Annotated in this window: 15 protein-coding genes; 6 read left to right on the top strand and 9 right to left on the bottom strand. The window is 73.8% G+C overall.

The genetic code is table 11. The features are described 5' to 3' along the window. Window positions 1–64 precede the first annotated feature (64 nt). Window positions 65–1,264: a thiolase family protein gene (locus BUE45_RS20540; RefSeq protein ID WP_073380999.1), complete on the top strand. Its 1,200-nt coding sequence runs from the start codon at window positions 65–67 to the stop codon at window positions 1,262–1,264. After that, on the top strand, window positions 1,261–3,354 hold the full coding sequence (locus tag BUE45_RS20535; RefSeq protein ID WP_073380998.1) for a 3-hydroxyacyl-CoA dehydrogenase NAD-binding domain-containing protein: 2,094 nt from the start codon (window positions 1,261–1,263) through the stop codon (window positions 3,352–3,354). The genes BUE45_RS20540 and BUE45_RS20535 overlap by 4 nt, the downstream gene beginning before the upstream one ends. Window positions 3,355–3,430: 76 nt before the next feature. Here BUE45_RS20535 and BUE45_RS20530 read toward each other — a convergent pair whose 3' ends face one another. Continuing rightward, window positions 3,431–4,522, bottom strand: coding sequence for an NAD-dependent epimerase/dehydratase family protein (locus BUE45_RS20530; RefSeq protein ID WP_073380997.1), 1,092 nt, complete (start codon window positions 4,520–4,522; stop codon window positions 3,431–3,433). A gap of 69 nt (window positions 4,523–4,591) precedes the next feature. Here BUE45_RS20530 and BUE45_RS20525 point away from each other — a divergent pair, with 69 nt between their 5' ends. Beyond that, window positions 4,592–5,053: a MarR family winged helix-turn-helix transcriptional regulator gene (locus tag BUE45_RS20525; RefSeq protein ID WP_073380996.1), complete on the top strand. Its 462-nt coding sequence runs from the start codon at window positions 4,592–4,594 to the stop codon at window positions 5,051–5,053. Between the two features lie 70 nt (window positions 5,054–5,123). Here the strand turns inward: BUE45_RS20525 and BUE45_RS20520 are convergent, their stop codons facing one another. The 7 genes from BUE45_RS20520 to BUE45_RS33895 form a co-directional block, all read right to left on the bottom strand. Further along, a complete protein-coding gene (locus BUE45_RS20520; RefSeq protein ID WP_073380995.1) occupies window positions 5,124–7,352 on the bottom strand; it encodes an MMPL family transporter in 2,229 nt (742 codons plus the stop codon). Between the two features lie 21 nt (window positions 7,353–7,373). Beyond that, window positions 7,374–8,549 carry an alpha/beta fold hydrolase gene (locus tag BUE45_RS20515; RefSeq protein ID WP_143173425.1) on the bottom strand — a complete coding sequence of 392 codons (1,176 nt, stop codon included), beginning with the start codon at window positions 8,547–8,549 and terminating at the stop codon, window positions 7,374–7,376. Beyond that, on the bottom strand, window positions 8,546–9,715 hold the full coding sequence (locus BUE45_RS20510; RefSeq protein ID WP_073380993.1) for an alpha/beta fold hydrolase: 1,170 nt from the start codon (window positions 9,713–9,715) through the stop codon (window positions 8,546–8,548). Before BUE45_RS20510 ends, BUE45_RS20515 begins: the two co-directional genes overlap by 4 nt. Next, entirely contained in the window at window positions 9,702–12,032 is a 2,331-nt protein-coding gene (locus BUE45_RS20505) for an MMPL family transporter (protein WP_073380992.1), read from the bottom strand. Before BUE45_RS20505 ends, BUE45_RS20510 begins: the two co-directional genes overlap by 14 nt. Before the next feature lie 144 nt (window positions 12,033–12,176). Continuing rightward, window positions 12,177–13,811: an FAD-dependent monooxygenase gene (locus BUE45_RS20500; protein WP_073380991.1), complete on the bottom strand. Its 1,635-nt coding sequence runs from the start codon at window positions 13,809–13,811 to the stop codon at window positions 12,177–12,179. Continuing rightward, window positions 13,808–14,476: an HAD family hydrolase gene (locus BUE45_RS20495; protein ID WP_073381081.1), complete on the bottom strand. Its 669-nt coding sequence runs from the start codon at window positions 14,474–14,476 to the stop codon at window positions 13,808–13,810. The genes BUE45_RS20500 and BUE45_RS20495 overlap by 4 nt, the downstream gene beginning before the upstream one ends. After that, the gene (locus BUE45_RS33895) at window positions 14,473–15,516 is read right to left on the bottom strand and encodes a ScbA/BarX family gamma-butyrolactone biosynthesis protein (protein WP_073380990.1); all 1,044 of its coding nucleotides are present in this window, start codon (window positions 15,514–15,516) and stop codon (window positions 14,473–14,475) included. The genes BUE45_RS20495 and BUE45_RS33895 overlap by 4 nt, the downstream gene beginning before the upstream one ends. Window positions 15,517–15,744: 228 nt before the next feature. Here BUE45_RS33895 and BUE45_RS32635 point away from each other — a divergent pair, with 228 nt between their 5' ends. Together BUE45_RS32635 and BUE45_RS20485 are read left to right on the top strand one after the other, a co-directional pair. Continuing rightward, window positions 15,745–15,909 carry a hypothetical protein gene (locus tag BUE45_RS32635; protein WP_178378595.1) on the top strand — a complete coding sequence of 55 codons (165 nt, stop codon included), beginning with the start codon at window positions 15,745–15,747 and terminating at the stop codon, window positions 15,907–15,909. A 185-nt stretch (window positions 15,910–16,094) separates the two neighbouring features. After that, window positions 16,095–16,880 carry an AfsR/SARP family transcriptional regulator gene (locus BUE45_RS20485; protein WP_073380989.1) on the top strand — a complete coding sequence of 262 codons (786 nt, stop codon included), beginning with the start codon at window positions 16,095–16,097 and terminating at the stop codon, window positions 16,878–16,880. A 54-nt stretch (window positions 16,881–16,934) separates the two neighbouring features. On the opposite strand, the gene BUE45_RS20480 is transcribed toward BUE45_RS20485, so the two are convergent. Then, window positions 16,935–19,142 (bottom strand): MMPL family transporter, encoded by a 2,208-nt coding sequence (locus BUE45_RS20480; RefSeq protein WP_073380988.1) that lies wholly within the window; start codon window positions 19,140–19,142, stop codon window positions 16,935–16,937. Between the two features lie 117 nt (window positions 19,143–19,259). Here BUE45_RS20480 and BUE45_RS20475 point away from each other — a divergent pair, with 117 nt between their 5' ends. Beyond that, window positions 19,260–20,042, top strand: a complete 783-nt coding sequence (locus BUE45_RS20475) for a TetR/AcrR family transcriptional regulator (RefSeq protein ID WP_073380987.1) — start codon at window positions 19,260–19,262, stop codon at window positions 20,040–20,042. Window positions 20,043–20,631 lie beyond the last annotated feature (589 nt).

Here is a 20,631-nt window from a genome sequence, read left to right as displayed (position 1 = left end):
TTTGTTACTGGCGAGTAGCATGACGGTGAAAGTCCACCCACACCTTGGAGAAGGAGGGGCCATCGTGCCGCGAACCGCCCGCGATGTCGTATTCGTCGACGGGGTCCGCACCCCGTTCGGCAAGTCAGGCAAGGGCCTCTACGCCGAGACGCGTGCCGACGACATGATCGTCCGCGTCATTCGCGAACTGATGCGCCGCAACCCGGGCCTGCCCCCGGAGCGCATCGACGAGGTGGCCATCGCCGCCACCACCCAGATCGGCGACCAGGGCCTGACCATCGGGCGTACCGCCGCGATCCTGGCCGGGCTGCCGCGCAGCGTCCCCGGCTACGCCATCGACCGCATGTGCGCCGGCGCCCTCACCGCCGTCACCACCTCCGGCGCGGGCATCGCCTTCGGCGCCTACGACGTGGTCATCGCGGGCGGCGTCGAGCACATGGGGCGCCACCCCATGGGCGAGGGCGTCGACCCCAACCCGCGCTTCCTCTCCGAGAAGCTGGTCGACCCGGCCGCGCTGGTCATGGGCAACACCGCCGAGAACCTGCACGACCGGTACCCCTCCATCACCAAGGAGCGCGCCGACGCCTACGCGGTGCGCAGCCAGGAGAAGGTCGCCAAGGCCTACGCCGACGGCAGGATCCAGCCCGACCTGGTCGAGGTCGTCGTCCGCTCCCTGGAGCAGGGCTACGGCCTGGCCACCAAGGACGAGCCGCCGCGCCCGGGCACCACCATGGAGTCCCTGGCCGGCCTCAAGACCCCCTTCCGCGCGCACGGCAACGTGACCCCCGGCAACGCGGCGGGCCTCAACGACGGGGCCACCGGCGCCATCCTGGCCGCCGAGGAGGTCGCCCGGGAGCTGGGACTGAGCGCCCCGATGCGCCTGGTCGACTTCTCCTTCGCCGGCGTCGAGCCCGAGGTCATGGGCGTCGGCCCGGTCCCGGCCACCGAGAAGCTGCTGGCCCGCCAGGGCATCTCGATGGACGAGGTCGGCCTCATCGAGATCAACGAGGCCTTCGCCGTCCAGGTGCTCGCCTTCCTGGAGCACTTCGGCATCGCCGACGACGACGCCCGCGTCAACCCGTGGGGCGGCGCGATCGCGCTGGGCCACCCGCTGGCCTCCTCCGGCGTGCGGCTGATGATGCAGCTCGCCCGCCAGTTCGCCGAGCGCCCCGACGTCCGCTACGGCATCACCACCATGTGCGTCGGCATGGGCATGGGCGGCACCGTGCTCTGGGAGAACACGAACCACGAGGGGGGCAAGTGAGCAGCGCGCTCGACGAGGCCAGGGAGCTTTTCAAGGACGAGGTCGTCACCAGGGCGATCTCCCGCGACATCGAGCTCCCCTACGGCGCCGGGACCGCCGTCCTGATCACCCTGGACAACGGCCACGACCACACCCGGCCCAACACCTTCGGCCCCGGCGGCCTGCTGAGCCTGGACACCGCGATCGAGGCCGCCCGCGCCCGCAAGGACATCGTGGCGGTGGCCGTCACCGGCAAGCCGTTCATCTTCGCCGTCGGCGCCGACCTCAGCGGCGTGCCCGCGATCCGGAACCGCGAGCAGGCCCTGGCGATCGGCCGGCTGGGCCACGACGTGTTCCGCAAGCTCGGCGAACTGGACGTCCCGACCTTCGCGCTGATCAACGGCGCGGCCATGGGCGGCGGTGTCGAGGTGGGCCTGCACTGCACCTACCGCACCATCTCCTCGGGCGTCCCGGCGGTCGCCCTGCCCGAGACCTTCCTGGGCCTGGTGCCCGGCTGGGGCGGCACCTACCTGCTGCCGAACCTGATCGGCGCGGAGAAGGCCCTCAAGGTCATCATCGACAACCCGCTGGCCCAGAACAAGATGCTCAAGGGCGCGCAGGCGTTCGAGCTGGGCATCGCCGACGCCCTCTTCGAGCCGGCGGACTTCGTCGAGGAGTCCCTGCGCTGGGCGGCCGGGGTCGTCAAGGGCGAGGTCACCGTCGAGCGCCCCGAGGTCGACAGGGGAGAGGCCTGGGACAACGCGGTCGGCATGGCCCGGTTCGTGGTCGAGGGCAAGCTGCACGGCGCCGCCCCGGCCCCGGCCCGCGCCGTCGAGCTGGTCGCCGAGGCCCGGAACCGCACCCGCGACGAGGGCTTCGCCGCCGAGGACGAGGCGCTGGCCGACCTCATCCTGAGCCCCGAGCTCAAGGCCGGCCTGTACGCCTTCGACCTCGTGCAGAAGCGCGCCAAGCGGCCCGCGGGCGCCCCGGACAAGTCGCTGGCCCGCAAGGTCACCAAGGTCGGCGTCGTCGGCGCCGGCCTGATGGCCGGCCAGCTGGCGCTGCTGTTCGCCCGCCGCCTGGACGTGCCGGTGGTCATGACCGACCTGGACCGGGAGCGCCTGGACAAGGGCGTCGCCTACGTCCACGGCGAGGTCGACAGGCTCCTGGCCAAGGGGCGCGTCAACCAGGACAAGGCCAACCACCTCAAGGCCCTGGTCACGGGTTCGCTGACCAAGGACGCCTTCGCGGACGCCGACTTCGTCATCGAGGCCGTGTTCGAGAAGATGGAGGTCAAGCAGCAGGTGTTCGCCGAGGTGGAGGCCGTGGTCTCCCCCGAGGCCGTGCTCGCCACCAACACCTCCTCGCTGTCCATCACCGAGATGGCCTCGAAGCTGGAGCACCCCGAGCGGGTCGTCGGCTTCCACTTCTTCAACCCCGTCGCCGTGCTGCCGCTGCTGGAGGTCGTCCGCGGCGAGAAGACCGATGACGCGGCCCTGGCCACGGCGTTCGCCACCGCCAAGAAGCTGAAGAAGACCGCGGTCCTGTGCAAGGACGCCCCGGCGTTCGTGGTCAACCGCCTGCTCACCCTGTTCATGGGCGAGGTCCTGGGAGCGGTGTCCGAGGGCACCGAGCCCGAGGCGGCCGACCGCGCGGTGGCGCCGCTGGGCCTGCCGATGTCGCCGCTGATGCTGCTGCAGCTGGTCGGCCCGGCCGTGGCGCTGCACGTGTCGGAGACCCTGCACGAGGCCTTCCCGGACCGCTTCGCGGTCTCCCCGGAGCTGCGCGAGGTCGTCAAGGAGGGCAGGACCGCGATCTTCGCCCCCGACCTCAGCATCGACCCCGAGGTCAGGAAGCTGCTCTCGGGGGGCGACTCCCCCTCCGCCGAGCCGGAGATCCTGGACCGCGCGCTGCGCGCGCTGGCCCGGGAGATCGGGATCATGCTGGACGAGGGCGTCGTGGCCGAGGCCGCCGACATCGACCTGTGCCTGATCACGGGGGCGGGCTGGCCGTTCCACACCGGCGGCATCACCCCCTACCTGGACGAGGCCGGGGTGTCCGAGGCCGTCAACGGCAAGCGGTTCCACGAGGGCGACCCCAAGGCCCTCTGAGCCCGGCCGCCCGTATCCGCGCGGGCGGCGGGCGGGCCCGGTCCCCACGGGGGCCGGGCCCGCCGCGCGTGCGGGGTCAGCGCGGCGCCCCGGCGCGCGCGGGACCGGCGGGCAGCATGCCGTGGGTCCGGTACCAGGCGCCCATGGCGGTGATCGTTTCGGCGGCGGGGCGGAACCGCACACCGAGTTCGCTCCGCGCCAGGTCGGAGCTGATGTTGCGGGTGTCCCCCTCGCGCAGGACCCGGACGCCCTCGCGGGTGGCGGTGGGCTCCCCGCCGCGCAGTCCGGCGCTCAGCTCCATGAGGGCGGCGGCAGCGGTGGCCAGGCGGGCGGGGACCGCCCGGGGCGCGCGCACGCCCGACTCCGCGGCGACGCTGTCGGTCAGCGCGGGGAGCGAGCGCTTCTCCCCGGCCACCACGTAGCGGTCGGCCGTCCCGGTACGGGCCGCGGCGACACAGGCGAAGGCCACGTCGCGGGCGTCGACCACGTAGTTGGACAGGCGGGGGACGGCCCGGACCGAGCCCCGGGCAACGTCGAGGAAGAGGCGGCCCGCGGAGGTGGGACCGGCGTCGCCGGGGCCCCACATCCAGCCGGGCAGGACGGTGGCCACCCGGGTGCGGCCGGCCCGGCCGGAGCGGACCATCGCCGCGACCGCCCGGTCCGCCCGGACCTTGCTGGTGGGGTAGGTGTCCGACACCTCGGGCCGCGCGTACTTCTCCGGGGGCGGGGTGGACTCGTCGGCGGGGCTCTCGGGGCCGCGCAGGGCCAGGGTGTTGATGGACCCGGTGTGCAGGAAGACGGGGACGCCCGAGGCGGCGGCGGCCGTGAGGACCTGCTCGGTCCCCTGGACGTTGATCCGCTCCAGGGGGCCGGTGCGGGAGGGGTCCTGGAAGTATTCGCGGAAGTACGCGGCGGTGTGGAAGACCTCGTCCACCCCGGTCATGTGCGCCCGGTAGGTGGAGGGGTCGGTGACGTCCCCGGGGACCAGGTGCAGGCGGGGGTCCTCGGGCAGCAGGCGCCGGGCCCGTTCGAGGTCCCTGACCAGGGCGACGACCTCCTGGTCCAGGGAGAGGAGGAGCCGGACGAGGTTGCCGCCGAGCAGGCCGGTCGCCCCGGTCACCAGGGAGCGGTCGCGCGCGGGCGGTCGTGGCGTTTCCGTGTCCGCCATGGTGTCACATCCCAACTATCATTCGAGTAGATAATATTTTCTGCTGATGAATTTCGAAGGCGGTCCGGAATGGAGAACGCGTCGGGCTGGGAGACGCCCCTGTGGCACACCACCGGGTTCCGGCTGATCAAGCTGGGCGAACTGGTACAGGCGGTCACGGCGGAGATCTTCGGCCCGCAGGAGATCAGCTCCCGCCAGTTCCACGTGCTGGCCGCGGCGGAGGCCATGCCCGACCCCTCCCAGAAGGAGCTGAGCCGCGCCCTGGGGGTCGACCCCAACGTGATGGTCGGCCTGGTCGACGAGCTGGAGTCCCGCGGGCTGGCCGAGCGCAAGCGCAACCCGAGGGACCGCAGGCGCTACATCGTGACGCCCACCCCCGATGCCGCGCTGCTGCTCCAGAAGGCGCGTGACGCGGTGACCTCGGCCGAGGAGCAGTTCTTCGCGCCCCTGTCGGGGGGCGAGCGCGAGGTCCTGCACGAGCTGTCCGGGCGACTGCTGGACGCCCACCCCCGGGTCACCAAGCACGAGTGACCCGGGGCCCGCCGGGGGCCGGGACGGACGGCCCCCGGCGGCGGGCCGTCCGCCCCGGCCGCGGCGGGTCCTAGTCCGCGATGCCGAACCGGGCGTGCAGGCGCTTGAGCGGGGCGGGCGCCCACCAGTTGGCGTCGCCCGCCAGGCGCATGAACACCGGGACCAGCACCCCGCGGATGAGCGTGGCGTCCACGAGGATCACCACGGCCATCCCGATCGCCAGCATCTTGAGGTAGAGCACGTCGGAGACCGCGTAGGTGGCGAACGAGGCGGCCAGGATGACCGCCGCCGCCGTCACCAGCGGCCCGCTCCGCTGGAGCCCGGCCGCGACCGCCCGGGTGTTGTCCCCGGTCAGGTCGTACTCCTCCTTGATCCGGGACATCATGAAGACCTCGTAGTCCATGGAGAGCCCGAACGCGATGCAGAACATCAGGATCGGGAAGGTCGTCTCCAGGGTCCCGTTGGCGGTGAAGCCGAGCGGGCCGGACAGGTTGCCCTCCTGGAAGATCCACACCAGGACGCCGAACATCACCGCGAGGCTCAGCACGTTGAGCAGGATCGCCTTGGCGGGCAGCAGCAGGCTCCCGGTCATGAAGAACAGCAGGACGAACGTGATGGCCAGGATCAGCCCGAACACCAGGGGCACCTGCCCCAGCAGGGCCTCGCGGAAGTCGGTGAGGTCGGCCGGGTAGCCGCCGATCTCCGCTTCGGCCGGGGCCGGCACGTCCCGGATCCGCTCGATCAGCTCCTCCACGTCGTCCAGCGCCCCGGCCTCGGGCACCGCGGAGAACCACGTGGCCTCCGCCGACCCGAACCTGTCCTGCGCCCCCGGCTCCGGCCCGGCCACCGGCTCGCCGTCGACGAAGCGGCCGGTGAGCGCGTCCACCTGGTAGACGCCCTCCACCCGGGACAGCTCGGCGGCGTAGTCGCTCACGGCACCGGACCCGGCCCCGGTGCCCGGCACGTCGACGACCACCTGGACGGCGTCCATCTCCTCCTGGGCGAACCCGGTCTCGATCTGGTCCTGCACGTCGCGGCTGGAGTTGCCCTGGGGCAGCACGCGGGCGTCGGGCAGGCCGAAGTCCAGCCCCGCCGCCGGGGCGGCCAGCACCAGGACGACGGCCAGCGCGGGCAGCCCCCACAGCACGGGGCGGCGCATCATCCGCAGGGCGGTGTCGTGCCACCAGCCGCGGTCGGGATCGGGCTCGCGCTTGGGGCGGACCCGGTGCCCCACCTTGGCCAGCGCGGCGGGCAGGATGACCAGGGAGGCGAACACCGAGGTCAGCACCGTGCCCATGCCGGCGTAGGCGAAGGACTGTAGGAACGGGAACGGAAAGAGCATCAGGCAGGACAGCGCGACGGCCACGGTCAGGCCGCTGAACGCGACGGTGCGCCCGGCCCTGGCCACCGCGGCCGCGACCGCGTCGGGGACATCCCGGCCGCGGGCCAGCTCCTCCCGGAACCGGTTGATGACGAACAGGCTGTAGTCGACGCCCAGGCCCACGCCCATGACCAGGGTGAGGTTGGCGGCGAACGTGGACACGTCGGTCACGTAGGTGACCCCGCGCAGCAGGGCCAGGGTCGTGATCACCGAGAACAGGCCCATGCCCAGGGTGAGCGCCGCGACCGAGAACCGGCGGTACAGGAGGAACAGCAGCACGAACACCAGCGGGAAGATGATCGCCTCGGCCAGCAGGAAGTCGGCCTGGGCCTGCTGGGCGGCCTGGCGGAAGATCTCGTCGCCTCCGCCGACCTCCACCCGCAGGGTGTCGTCCTCGCGGGTGAAGTCCGGCGAGATCTCGCCCAGGGCGGTGCGCGCCTCGGTGACGGTCCCCTCCATGCGCACGGTGATGAGCGCCTGGGAGCCGTCCTCGGAGCGCATCGCCGGGGAGTCGGCCCGGCCCCAGTAGGAGGCCGTCTCGGCGACGCCCTCCCGGGAGGCCAGCTCCGTCTCCAGGGCGGTCGCGGCCTCGACCACCGCCGGGTCGTCCACGTCGCCGCCCTGCGCCGTCACCAGGAGCAGGAAGTGGTGCTTGCCGGTGCCGAAGCCCTCCTCCAGCCGCTGTTCCACCAGCGCGGACTCCGAGCCCGGGCTCTCGAAGCGGCTGAGCAGCAGCCGGTCCATGGTGCCCGCGGCCAGGAACACCCCGAGCAGCGCCAGGACGATCGCCAGGACGAGGAACCGCCCCGGGCGACGGGCCAGGGCCCCGCCCAGGCGGGCCAGCAGGGGCGGGCGCCCGGGCGGGCCGCCGGGGCTCCCGGCGCCCGGGGGTGACGCGGTGGTCGATGAGGTTGCCATGGTGCTTCTCGCCTTCCAGGGTCAGGACGTGGGGGCGTGCCGGTCCATCCACCCGGCCGCCGTGTCGTACAGGAGTTCCGCGCCGGCGTCGACGGTGACGAAGTGCCCGGCGTCGGTGAGCGTGGTCTCGGTGACCTCGGGGCTGGAGGTGAACAGGCCGGGGTAGCCCTCGACCCCCTGGCGCAGCACGTCGTGGGCTCCGAAGACCAGGTGGACGGGGACGTCGATCTCCCCGACCAGGTCGAGGTCGTAGAGGATCGCCATGGGCTCGGAGACCATGACCCCGCAGGGGTTGCGGCCCCACAGCCCCTCGACCTCGGCGACGACGGCGGGGTCGGCGTGCGGCCCGAGCCCGCCCTCGGTGAAGTCCTCCAGGGTGGGGTCGAAGTGCACGTAGCCGCGGGGGTCGCCCGGGGCCTCGTGCTCCTCTCCCCCCTCCAGGCAGGTGCGGTAGGCGGTGAGGAACCGGCGGTTGGTGTCGTCGGTGATGCCGACCGCCGCCCAGCCGGTGAGGAGCAGGCCGTCCACGCCGCCGAAGGAGGCGGCCACGCTCTCGGCGACCAGGGCGCCGCTGGAGTGGCCGCCCAGGACGACGGTGTCGAAGGACGGCGGGTCCCCGCCCTCCACCGTGTAGTCGCCCGCGCGCAGCCGCTCGACCACCTGGTGGGCGATGTCGGCGTGGGCCCCGCTACAGCTGGCGAACCCCTCGGGGATGTCGCTGGAGCCGTAGCCGAGCCGGTCGATGGTGACCGAGGCGTGCCCGCGCGCGGCGAGTTCGTGGACGTAGTTGCGGCCCTCGACGTCCAGGCGCCAGATCCACTCGCCCGTGTTGGTGCCGTGGACGAGCAGCGCGACGGCGGGGGCGTCGGCGGCCAGGACCTCCTCGGGCGCGGTCAGGTGCCCGCGGACCGTGTACTCCTCGCCGTCGGCCGAGCAGCGGCCCCGGGTGCGGTTGACGTTGTCGACGGTGAACTCGACGGCCAGGTCCACGACTCCGGACGGGGGCCGGGCCGGCGCTCCCCGGTCCGGTGCTCCCCGGTCCGCCGGGGCGGCGGGGGCCGGGGGCTCCGCGGGGGCCGGGGCGGCCGAGGCGGCTCCCGTGGCGGTCGCCGCGGTGAGCAGCAGGGCGGCCGCCAGGGCCGCGGCGCGCAGGCGGCGGCGCGGGGCGCGGGGCACGGGTGCTCGGGTGGGTTTCACCGCTGTTCCTCCAGCCAGTCGGCCAGGGCCGCGCGCAGGTCGGCCGCCCCGGGTTCGAGGACGAGGTAGTGTCCCGCGTCGGGCACGGTGACGGTCCGGGTGTCGGGGGCCCCGGTGAAGAGCGCGGCGTGGTCCGCGCCGTCGGCCACGCGGGTGTCGGCGTCGGCGAAGGCGAACAGCACGGGCACCCCGATGCGGTGCAGGTTGCGCGTGTCGGTGGCCAGCGCCTCGACCTGGGTGCCCAGGTCGCCGCAGGGCGTGCGGTCCTGGAGGCCGGCCGCCAGGTCGGCGGCCGGGGAGCCGGGGTCGGCGAAGTTGGCCCGGGTATAGGAGGTGCGGCCGACGTCGACGTAGGTGTAGCCGGCCGGGTCCGCCGCCCCGGGTCCGGGCGGTCCCGCGCCGGCGTCGGCGGGGACCCCGCCCTGCATACAGGAGGCGAGCCCGCCGAAGAACCGGGCGTTGGCGCGGTCGGTGACCCCGGTGCCGCTCCAGCCCAGCAGGGCCAGGGCGTCGGGGGCGGCGGGGCCGTCGAACGAGTAGGCGGCGATCTGGGCGATCTGGGCGCCGCTGTGGTGCCCGGCCAGGGTGACGTGCGCGAAGGCGGGAGGGTCGGCGGGGCCGTCCCCGGCGCCCTCGACGGTGTAGTCGCCCTCGCGGACCCGCTCGATGACCTGCGCGGTCATGTCCGCCTGCGAGCCCAGGCACATGCCCAGGCCGTCCGGCCGCTCGGCGCCGTAGCCCAGGCGGTCCAGGGTCAGGGAGACCTCGCCCAGCAGCGCCATCTCCTCGGTGTGGTGGAGCCCGGGTTCGTCCAGGCGCCAGAACCACTCCCCCGCCGCCTGCCCGTGCTGGTAGACGGTGACGGCTGGGTCCGGGCCCTCCAGTGCCCGGGCCGGGCCGGTGAGGTGGCCCCGCAGGGTGTACTCCTCACCGTCGCTGTTGCAGGGCAGCCGCGAGTCGTTGCGGTTGACGACGGTGAAGCTCACCGGGACGTCGACGACGTCCGCGGCGGCCAGGCGCGCGGCGGTCGCCTCGGCCCGCTCCCGGGGGGTGGGCGCGGGCGCGGCGGCGGGCCCCTCCCCGCCGGAGGGGAGCAGGAGCAGCGCGGCGGCGGCCAGCACGGCGGCGGCGCCGCCGGCGATCAGGGTGTTCCTAGTCCCGGGCACGGGTCGCCTCCGCGTTCTCTCGTAGGGGTTCGGGCACCGCGGGGGCCGGCGCCGGCGCGGGGGCGGGCGGCCCCTGCGGGGCGGTGGCCGCGCGGGCGCGGCCGGGCTCGGCCGCGTTCTCCCCCAGGACCGCGTCGAAGGCCCGGTGGAACCGGCGCAGCGGCCCGGGCGCCCACCAGGTGGCGCGTCCGGTCAGGCGCAGGACCGAGGGCACCAGGAGGCAGCGCACGACGGTGGCGTCGGCGATGACGGCCAGCGCCACGCCCCAGCCGAGCATCATCGTGTTGGTCACCCGCGAGGCCCCGATGACGATGAGGACGACCGCCAGGGCCACGGCCGCGGCGGTGATGATGCCGCCGGTGCGCCGGAGCCCGAGTTCGACGGCGGCGCGGTGGTCCCCGGTGCGGTCGTACTCCTCGCGCATCCGTGACAGCAGGAAGACCCCGTAGTCCATGGACAGCCCGAAGGCGATGCAGAACATGAGCACCGGCAGGGCGGTGTCGATGAAGCCGGTGGGGGTGAACCCGAGCGCCCCGGAGAGGTTGCCGTCCTGGAAGACCCAGACGACGGCCCCGAACATGGCGGTCAGGCTGAGCGCGTTGAACAGCACCGACAGCAGGGGCAGCAGGACGCTGCCGGTCAGCAGGTAGACGAGGAGGAGCATCCCGGCCACGACCGCCGCCAGGGTGGCGGGGACGCGTTCGGCGATGGCCGCCTGGGCGTCCACGACCGCGGCCGCCTGGCCGGTGACCGAGACCTCCAGGGGGGTGTCGACGGCGCGGATGTCGCGGACGAGGTTCTGGCTCTCCAGGGAGATGTCCTCGACCCCGTCCTCGGGCAGGACCTGGATGTAGGCGAGGTCCTCGGATTCGCGCAGGGCGTCCACGGGGGTGCGCTCGCGCAGGTGCTCGCCATCGGCGTGCACGCCCAGCGGGGAGCGGACCTCCCCGACGTGGTCCAGGCGCGAAAGCGCCGCGGCGTAGTCGTCCAGCAGGCCGGCGTCGGTGTCCCGCGGGGCCTCGTGGACGAGCACGTCGAGGGCGCCGGTGGCGGTGGCGCCGAAGTCGGTCCGGATGGTGTCCATGACCTCGCGGGACTCGACCCCGGCGGGCAGCTGGCGGTCGTCGGCCATGCCGAACTCGACCCGCAGGAAGGGCAGCCCGACCGCGATCAGCAGGGCCAGGGCGGCGAGGGCGAACACGGGGGCCCGCCCCATCACGGTCCGGGTCAGCCGGGCCCAGCGGCGGTCGGCGGCCTCCTCCGGGGAGTCCGCCGCGCCCCGGCGCAGCAGGCGGCGCGGGTCCAGCGCGTTGACGCGCGGGCCCAGCAGGGTGAGCACCGCGGGCAGGACGACCAGGGAGGTCAGGGCCGCCAGCAGGACCACCGCGACGCCGGAGTAGGCGAAGGAGCGCAGGAAGTACAGGGGGAAGAAGAGCATCGCGGCCAAGGCGGCCGAGATGGCGAGGGCGGAGAAGACGACGGTGCGGCCCGCCGTGCGGACGGTGGTGAGCGCGGCCCCGGCCGGGTCGGACCCGGCGGCGAGTTCGGCCCGGAAGCGGCGGACCATGAGCAGGGCGTAGTCGATGGACAGGCCCAGGCCGAGCGCGATGGTGAGGTTCTGGGCGAAGACCGACACGTCGGTGAACCCGGCGATCGCCCACAGCACCGCGTTGGTGCCGATGATGGACACCACCCCGACCAGCAGGGGCAGGGACGCGGAGACGACACTGCCGAAGACCCATACCAGGATGAGCAGGGTGAGGGGCAGGGCGATCACCTCCGAGCGGACCAGGTCCTCGGCGATGGTGGTCTCGATGTCGTTGAGGACGGCGGTCTGTCCGCCGACGCCGACGCTCAGGGGCCCGTGGTCGCCGCCGTAGCGGTCGGCGAGGCGGGCCACGGCCTCCCCCGCCTCGGCCTCGTCGCCCGAGACGTGCGCGGCGATGAGCGCGCGGGTGCCGTCGTCGGACTTGAGCTCGTCGGAGCCGGTCTGCCAGTAGGAGGTGACCCCGGCGACGCCGTCCTCGTAGGCCAGCCCCTCGGCCAGGCCCAGGCCGCGGGCGGCCGCCGCGCGGTCGTCCACCCCGTCCTCGGCGGTCACCAGGAGGATCAGGTTGGGCCTGCTGTCGGGGAAGTGGTCCTCCAGGACCTCGGCGGCCAGGGCCGACTCCGAGGAGGGGTCCTCGGTGCCCTGGCCCGCCCGGAGGCGGTCGGCGACACCGGAGCCCAGCACCACCGCGCCGATGACCGCCAGGAGGGCGATCGCCAGGACCCACCGGGGCCTGCGCGTGGTGAGCCGGGTCAGCGCGTCGAGCATCGTGTCACCCCCGTTCGTCGTGTGCGGACGGGACCGCCGGTGGCGGCCGGAGTCCTCCGGCCGCCACCGCGGGAGCCGTCGCCGCCACAGTACTGTATAAACATGCGACGATCATCAACCTAAACGATAGGATTCACATATCATTTACCTGAGGGACCGCTCGGCCCCGGGCAGCGGAAGCCCGCCCAGGAAGGCCTCCGGCCGCCAGTGCGCGTCCAGCGGGGCGACCGCGGAGACCACCGCGTCCGGGCGGACGTGGACCGCCCACCCCGTCCCGCCCCGGGCTCCCCCGGTGGTCCGGGCGACGTCGTGGGCGCCCTCCGGCTCGGAGCCCGACCCGGCCGCGGCCAGCAGGAGCACGTCCACGTCGTCGGGGACGCGCTCGCGCAGGGCGGCGGCCGCCTCCCGGACGCGCTCCGCGGGGCCCCCTCCCACGAGCAGCACGTGGCGCCCGGAGGCGAGGTAGGCGTGCAGCGTCCGGGCCCCGGTGCCCCGCACCGGGGTCAGGGGGGTGTCGCCGATCCGCCGCCCCGGCAGGGCGCCGCCCACCGCGTCGCGGGCCCGCCACCCGGCGGGGGCCGCCGTCACGGCGGGGCCGGCGGGCAGCTCGGGGGAGATCTGCGCCAGCTGCGGGACCAGGCGCTTCTCCAGCAAACCCGAGGCCGACAGGGTGCGCATCAGGGTGTCGCGCGCCAGCCGGGCCAGCGGGGACCGCGCCATCCACGTCCGGGTCTGCTGGTCCGCGCTGCGCACCACCGCCCGGGCGGTCGGGCGGCGCTCCAGCGGGTAGCTGTCCAGCAGCCCCTCCGGGGCTCCCCGCAGCACCGCGGCGAGCTTCCAGGCCAGGTCGTACCCGTCCTGGATACCGGTGTTGAGGCCCTGGCCGCCGGCCGGGCTGTGCAGGTGGGCGGCGTCCCCGGCGATGAGCACCCGGCCGCGCCGGAACTCGCGCGCGACCCGGGCGTGGACCCGGAACCGGCTGCGCCACCACACGGTGTCCACGCGCAGGCCCGCGGGGCCGCGCTCGGCGAGCAGCCGGGCGATGAGCGCGTCGTCGGGCGGCGCGGTCTCCCCGTCCGGGGCGACGTCGAAGAACACCCGGTGCCCGCCGCCGGGCAGCGGCACGACCACGAGCACCCCGTCGGGGGTCAGGTGGTACTGCGCCTCCCGGGCCGGAGCCGGTCCGCTCAGGACGCCGTCCGCCAGCAGGAACACCCGGTCGTAGGTGTCGCCCTCGAAGGCCACGCCCAGCGACTCGCGGACGGTGCTGCGGCTGCCGTCGGCGGCCACCGCCCAGGGGACGACGGCCTCCTCCGGCGCACCGGACCCGTCCTCGGGCCCCAGGGTGACGCGGACCCCGTCCGGCACCGGCTCGGCCGAGTGGACGCGGGTGGACCACTCGACGGACCCGCCCAGGGAGAGAAGGCGGTCGTAGAGGGCCTGCTCCGTTCCCGGCTGGGGCAGGCAGACCGGGCCGGGGAAGGCGGTGTCGCGGAGCCCGCCGAAGCGGACGCCGCCGATGCGGCGGCCCGCCGAGAAGTAGGACGCCGACTCCAGGGGCAGGGAGCGGCCGACCACCTCGCGGTCCACGCCCAGCCTGCGCAGGACCTCCAGGGCCCCGCTCCACAGGATGAGCGCCTTGGGCTCCTCGGCCACCCCCGCGCGGCGCTCGACCACGCGGCAGGGCACGCCGTTCTGGAGCAGGGTGCAGGCGGCGGCCAGCCCCGTGGGGCCGGCGCCGACGACGAGCACCGGGGGGTGCTGCGACGGGGAGCTCACCGGACCCCCTCCGTCCGCAGGGGCGCGCCCGGCCCCTCCAGGAGCGCCGTGACGTCCGCGACCGCCTGTGCGGTGTCGCGGAACCGGACGGTGGCCATCCCCAGCGCGGCGGCGGGGGCGAGGTTGGCCTCCAGGTCGTCCACGAACAGGCAGCGTTCGGGGGCCAGGTCCAGCCGCTTCAGGAGGCGCGTGTAGATCTCGGGGTCGGGCTTGCGCACGCCCTCGTGCGCGGAGTTCACCACGACCTCGAACAGCTCGTCGGCGGGCACCGTGGCCCGCCACAGGGACTCCCACTCCTGGACGTTGTTGGTGAGCAGGGCCAGCCGGTAGCCGTCCCCGCCCAGGCCGCGCAGGAAGTCGGCGAACGCGTCGTTGCCGGTGCGCCCGGCGAACCACAGCTCGCCGAACGTGCGGCCCCCGGGCAGGGTCCACGTGCCCCCGGGCAGCTCCGCGGCGATGGAGGCGACCATGTCCTCCTCCGTGACGGCCCCGACCTCCAGCAGCGCCATGGGGTCGGCGCCGCCCCTGGCCGCGGCGGCCCCGATCGCCGTCAGGATCGCGTCGGCGCTCAGGCCGACGCTTCCGGCGAAGTGCTCCAGGGTCTCGTGGAGCGGGTTGGTCAGGACGCCGCCGTAGTCGCAGACGACGGCCTCGATGCGGTTCACGCCCACTGGGCCACCTCGATTCGGAAAGTGCTGTTGGTCGTGCCCTGCTGGTTGACCCGGACGTCCACGCCGACGACCGGGCCGAACCGCTCGTCGGAGCGGAAGGGGGCCAGGTCCGCCTCGACGGTGGAGGGCAGGTCGTTCTCGCAGAAGGACGAGAAGGACGCCTCCACCGACACCGGGACCAGGGTGGCCGGGTCCAGGCCCGCGGAGCGGGCCGCGGCGGCCACCGCCACCTGGCGGGCGGCCTCGATGAGCAGGTTGCCGGGCAGGTGGTCCAGCGGGTGGTCGAACAGGTGCGGGTGGCCGTGGTCGGGGACCACGGTGGCCCGCCAGCCGTGGTCCCCGCGCTGGACCGGGTCGGTGATGACGACGTTGCGCGGGTCGCGGCGGCCCACCACGGCGGGCGGGGCCGGGACCGGGCGGGGCGCCGCCGCCGCGCTCCAGTCCAGGGCGTCGCGGCCCTTGGTGCGCAGCGCCTGGTAGGCGGGGCGGCTCACGAAGATGAGCGCGCCGGTGGCCTTGGCCACCTCGGCCCCGTTGATGAACACGTCGCCGCGGAAGTCGTAGCCGCGCAGCCTGCCGGCCCGGTTGCGGTACAGGTCGGCCTCGGTGCGGACCATGGCCCGTGCGGGCTCGGGGCCCTGGCGCAGGCCGTCGAGGTCGCCGACGTGCAGCGACATGCCGCGCATGATGAACGCCCGGTCCATGGGGACGTCCAGGTGCCGGTGGGAGATGAGCACCCCGGTCTGCCGGCAGGCCTCCAGGAGCAGCGGGAGGTCGTAGGCGGGCGTCTCCAGCATCACGTGGCCCCGGGGCAGCTGGGCCGCGACCTCGAAGGTGTTCTCGGCGGTCTGCCGCGAGTCGGTGGCGAACACCTCCGAGACGGCGTTGCGGTGCACCAGGCCCCGGGGGACGGTCGCGTCGTAGCCGAGTTCCCGGGGTTCCCCGTAGTCGGGGTCCAGGTGCACCAGCTCCCCGTCTCCGGGGCCGGCGGCGGCGGTCGCGACGGGCTGGGGCTCGGTGGTCGTGCGGTTCATGTCTTCCCTTTCGTTCACGTCCCCCTCGGCGGGGCTCCGCGGAGAGGACACGGGGTTCGGAACGGTGAGGAGGGCGATCCCCGTGGCGGGGCCGGACGGGGAGGGGTCCGGCCCCCGCCATGGCACCGAGTATCGGGAGGGGACCTGAAGGCGGCCTGGAGCACGGCCTGAAGGCCGGTCGTGAAAAAAACTCACTTCTGACCGTGCACGGGGCGTTCACATGGGACGATGCGCGTGCAATTGATCATCGGCCTTGATCATCCCGGTTTTGTGACCATCGACACAGAAGACGGCCTGGAATCCGTGGTCCGCATCCCCGCCTGCGAAGGCCCGCACCTTGATGGCCCAGAGAGATTTATCCATTACTTACAGGCACTGGTCGCGTGTTTATGATCGGCTCACCGCGCACCGGCGGCGTGCAGACGCCGTGACAGAGCGGTGCTCCGGGCCGGCCCGGCCGAGGATCTGCTCCACCGGCGCCGGGGAGGCCGACCGCGGTCCGGAGCGCACGAGAAGCAGGAGACGGATAACGCAAAAATCGCCGGAAAGGCTCCGGAATGATCAGAACACAGCGGGCGATGAAGACGACCGTTTCAGTCCTCGGGGAGCTGGAGGTCATCGGTGAGAACGGTCCCCTGCCCCTGGGCGCCCCCCGACAACGCGCCGTGCTCGCGGCACTGGCGCTCAACGCCGAGCGCGCCGTGACCACGCAGCGCGTCATCACGATGGTCTGGGGTCCGAGCCACCCGACCCACGCCGTCAACCTGGTCCACAAGTACGTCTCCGGCCTGCGCCGCGCCCTCGCCCCCCTGCCCCCGGACCGGAGGGTCGACATCGAGAGCGGCCCCTCGGGCTACCGGCTCGTCCCCCCGGCCGGCCAGATGGACCTGACCCTGTTCCACGCCTGGATCGACACCGCCCGCGAGCTGCGCGACCGCGGTGAGAGCGCACAGGCGGCCGACCTGTTCGGCCGCGCCCTGACCCTGTGGCGGGGCCCCTTCCTGGGAGAGCTCTCGGGACCCGCGTTCGACGACGAACGGGAGTTCATGGAGACCGTGCGGCTGGTGGTGCTCGAAGAGTACGCCGCCGTCGCCCTCCGGGTCGGCCGCGGGACCGAACTGCTGGAGCCGCTGCGCGAAGCACTGCGCCGGCACCCGCTGGAGGAGAACCTGGCCCGGCACCTGATCCTCGCCCTGTACGAGGCGGGCCGTACGGCCGAGGCGGTCCGCGTCTACCAGATGCTGGCCGCGCGGATGCTGGGCGAGCTCAACGTTCCGCCCCGCCCCGAGCTGCACGACCTGTACCAGGCCATCCGCCGCCACGCCCCGATCCCCGGCGCGCGACGGTTGCAGAACGCGCCCTGAGCCGGACGCGCCGGCCCCGCCCGGGGAGGGATCCCCGGGCGGGGCCGGCGCCCCCTACACGCCCGCGGGCACGCGCTCGTCCCCGGACGGCTCCCGGGCCGGGGGCTCCTCGCCGCCGCCCTCGGAGATGCCGACGCGGTCGTGCAGCCACCGCAGCGGCCGCGGCAGCCACCAGTTGGCGCCGCCCAGCAGCCGCATGGTGGCCGGGACCATGATCGCGCGGACCAGGGTGGCGTCGACGAAGACCGCGATGGCCAGGCCGATGCCGATGATCTTCAGGAAGAGCAGGCCCGAGGTGCCCATCGCCAGCAGCACCACCATGAGCAGGACCGCCGCGCTCGTGATGATCCGGCCCGTGTGCTGTAGGCCCGCCGCCACCGATCGGGTGTTGTCCCCGGTGCGCAGGAACTCCTCGCGGACCCGGCTGAGCAGGAACAGCTCGTAGTCCATCGCCAGGCCGAACGCCACGATCGTGATGAGCACCAGGTACGTGGGGTCGATCGTGCCGACCGCCTCGAAGCCCAGCGGCCCGGCGAAGGTGCCCTCCTGGAAGCCCCAGACGACCACCCCCAGGGAGGCGCCCAGGGACAGCGTGCCCATGAGGACCGCCTTGACCGGCAGCACGACCGAGCCGAAGGCCAGGAACAGCAGGACCAGGGTGGCGCCCGCGATGAACGCGACGGTGACCGGAGCCGCCGCCACGATGGCGTCCACGTTGTCCTGCTGCATGGCCGCGACGCCGCCCACCAGGGTCTCCCGTGCCCCCTCCGGGGCGGGCTCGGCGCGCACGGCCGCGACCAGGTCCTCGACCTCCGCGGAGTCGCTGGCCCCCCGGTAGGCGACCAGGACGTGGGTGACGTCACCGCCGCCGCGCTCCACACCGGCCCGGACGACGCCGGGCAGCTCCTCCAGGCGCTCGACGTAGGCGTCGAGGGAGTCCTCGGAGGGGTCTCCGGACACCGCCACGTGCATGCGGCCCAGGCCGCCCGCCGGGAAGTCCTCGGCGACCGCCTCGGTGGCGATCCGGCTGCCGGCGTCCTCGGGCAGGTAGCGCTGGTCGGTGGTGCCCAGCCGGGTGGAGGCCAGGCCGGAGCTGAAGACCAGCAGGACGCCGAGCACGGCCACCAGCGACACCGCCGGGCCGCGCATCACGGTGCGGGCCAGCCGGGACCAGCCGCCCTCGCCCGCCGCGGTGGCGGTGCGCCGGGGCAGCGGCAGCCGCAGCCGGTCGATGCGCCGTCCCACCACCGACAGCAGCGCGGGGAGGAACACCAGCGCGGCCAGCAGGTCGAACAGGACCACGGCGATGCCGCCGAAGCCGATGGACTTGAGGATGGGCTGGGGGAAGAACAGCAGGCCGGCGAAGGCGATGCCGACGGTGATCCCCGAGAAGGCGACGGTGCGCCCGGCCGTGTCGACGGTGCGGCCGACCGCGGCGGCCACCCCGCGGCCCCGCTCCAGCTCCTCGCGGAACCGGCTGACCATGAACAGGCCGTAGTCGATGGCCAGGCCCAGGCCCAGGATGGTGGCGACGTTGACCGCGAACACCGAGACGTCGGTGGCGTAGGTGAGGGCGCGCAGCACGGTCAGGGAGCCCAGGATGGCCAGGCCGCCCACGGCGAGCGGGACGACGCCGGCGATGAGGCCGCCGAAGATCAGCACCAGCAGGAACAGCAGGAGGGGCATGGTGATGAGCTCGGCGCGGACGATGTCGGACTCGGCGGTCGCCGAGAGTTCGTGCTCGACCGCGATGGGGCCGCCCAGGTGGGTCTCCAGCGGACCCGACTCCAGGTGCTCGGCGACCGCCTCGTACTGGTGCAGGCGGTCGGTGTGGCCCTCCCCGGTGAGGGTGAGGGGGATGTAGGTGGCGTGCATGTCCTCGGAGACGAGCATGCCGCGCTCGGTCTCGGACAGGTCCTCGTCGAGGTAGACGTCGAAGTCGGCGACGGCGTCCCGCGGCATGCCGTCCGCGATGCGCTGGACCGCCGCGGCGAAGGTGGGGTTGTCGACCTTGATCTCGTCGCTGCGGTAGACGGCGACGATGTCGACGTCGTCGTGGCCCAGCTCGCTTTCGAGGAGGTCCGTCGCGCGGGAGGACTCGGCGCCGGGGTCCTCGAAACCGCTCTCGCTGACGTCGGAGAAGACTCCGGAGCCCCAGACCGCTGCGAACACAGCGAAGAGCGCCGTGGCGGTGAGCACCGCCCACCGGAAGCGGTGGGCACCGAGCCCGAGGCGGCCGAAAAGCCCCGTGTGCGTTGGCATGAGCAGCCCTTTCGGCGAACGGCCTTCGTGTCTGTTAACGGCGTTCACTAAAGCGTGCAGGCATTACGATGTCAATATCACCGACGATCGACCGCGAACCGGGGTGTACCGCATCAGATGACGAAACCGCAGCTGGAAGAGGCCGGGCGGGCGCCGAGCCGGCGGGAGCGTGTGCGCGAGGCCACACTCGCCGAGATCAAGTCCATCGCCCGCAGGCACCTCGTCGGCCAGGGGGCGTCGGGGGTGTCCCTGCGGGCCATCGCCCGCGAGATGGGGATGACCGCACCGGGACTGTACCGGTACGTCTCGGGCATCGACTCCCTGCTGGTGCTCATCACCGCGGACATGTTCGACGAGCTGGGCGCCGCGGTGGCCGCGGCGGACGCGAGCGTGCCCGCCCGGGACACCGACCGGCGCATCCTCACCTCGCTGCGGGCCTTCCGGCGGTGGGCGCTGGAGCACCCGGCGGAGTTCGCCGCCATGTTCGGGCCGCGGACCCGGCTGGAGCCCGGGGCGGACCCGGGGCCGGCGGTGGAGGCGGCCCGGCGGTTCGGGGCGACCTTCTTCACGCTGTTCGAGCAGCTGATCCGGGAGGAGCGGTTCGAGCTGCCGGACGGCAGGGCGGTCGGCGCCGACCTGGAGCGGGAGCTGCGGGCCTTCGCCCGGATGTGCGGGTTCGGGGACGAGGACACCCCGGTCGAGGCGGTGATGGTCCTGACCTCGTGCTGGGTGCGGCTGTACGGGGTGGTGTGCATGGAGATCTTCCAGCACCTGGATTTCGTGATGCGGGACATGGAACCACTTTTCGAGTCCGAGCTTCAGAACGTACTGACAGGCCTGGGCGTTCGGTACGAATCACCACAAAGCAGCTCCACGGTTACTATGGGTAAGTCCGAATAAGCCCCATACTTAGAGGTCTGTGGCACTTGCCGGATTCGCCCCAGGCGGATCCGGCCCTGGCCGGCGCGCCATGGCATGAGAGCGAGGACCCACCCCGTGGAGAACAGACCCGGCGACGAGCGTTCGCGGCCGTCCTCCGGCACCCCGTGGGTCCCCGGGACCACCGTCCACTCCTGCGCCCGGTCCGACGGCCCGGCCCCGGACGCCGACGGCGCACCGGACGCCCGGGAGCCGCACACCGCGCCGCACGGGGACCCGGCACCGCCCCCCGGCGCTCCCGCGGGCGGCACGCACACGCCCGGCCCTACCACGGGCACGCCCGGCCCCCACGGGCGGGTGCACGCCCCGGCGCCGGGAGAAGCACCCGCACCGCACGGAGGGCCGCACGCCCCGGACGGACGGCCGCACACGCCCGGCCCCGCGGGTCCGCAGACCCCGACACAAGCGGAAGCACCGGCACCGCACGCACACACCTTCGCGGACACGCACGCTCCGGACACGCCGGGCGCACACGCCCCGCACGAACGGCCGCACACGCCCGACGGGGAAGCAGCAGTACCCGACGGGCGGCCGCGCACGGCCGGGGCCG

The sequence above is a fragment of the Nocardiopsis flavescens genome (assembly GCF_900141985.1).
GTDB lineage: Bacteria > Actinomycetota > Actinomycetes > Streptosporangiales > Streptosporangiaceae > Nocardiopsis > Nocardiopsis flavescens.
The sequence above is the reverse complement of the archived record's forward strand: the minus strand, read 5'-3'. Positions and strand labels throughout refer to the sequence as shown.

Bases quoted from the DNA above. Each gene is read 5' to 3' on its own strand.
- BUE45_RS20530 (WP_073380997.1), bottom strand. From the start codon at position 4,522: ATGGCGGACACGGAAACGCCACGACCGCCCGCGCGCGACCGCTCCCTG.
- BUE45_RS20525 (WP_073380996.1), top strand. From the start codon at position 4,592: ATGGAGAACGCGTCGGGCTGGGAGACGCCCCTGTGGCACACCACCGGG.
- BUE45_RS20520 (WP_073380995.1), bottom strand. From the start codon at position 7,352: ATGGCAACCTCATCGACCACCGCGTCACCCCCGGGCGCCGGGAGCCCC.
- BUE45_RS20505 (WP_073380992.1), bottom strand. From the start codon at position 12,032: ATGCTCGACGCGCTGACCCGGCTCACCACGCGCAGGCCCCGGTGGGTC.
- BUE45_RS33895 (WP_073380990.1), bottom strand. From the start codon at position 15,516: ATGAACCGCACGACCACCGAGCCCCAGCCCGTCGCGACCGCCGCCGCC.
- BUE45_RS32635 (WP_178378595.1), top strand. From the start codon at position 15,745: ATGCGCGTGCAATTGATCATCGGCCTTGATCATCCCGGTTTTGTGACC.
- BUE45_RS20485 (WP_073380989.1), top strand. From the start codon at position 16,095: ATGAAGACGACCGTTTCAGTCCTCGGGGAGCTGGAGGTCATCGGTGAG.
- BUE45_RS20480 (WP_073380988.1), bottom strand. From the start codon at position 19,142: ATGCCAACGCACACGGGGCTTTTCGGCCGCCTCGGGCTCGGTGCCCAC.
- BUE45_RS20475 (WP_073380987.1), top strand. From the start codon at position 19,260: ATGACGAAACCGCAGCTGGAAGAGGCCGGGCGGGCGCCGAGCCGGCGG.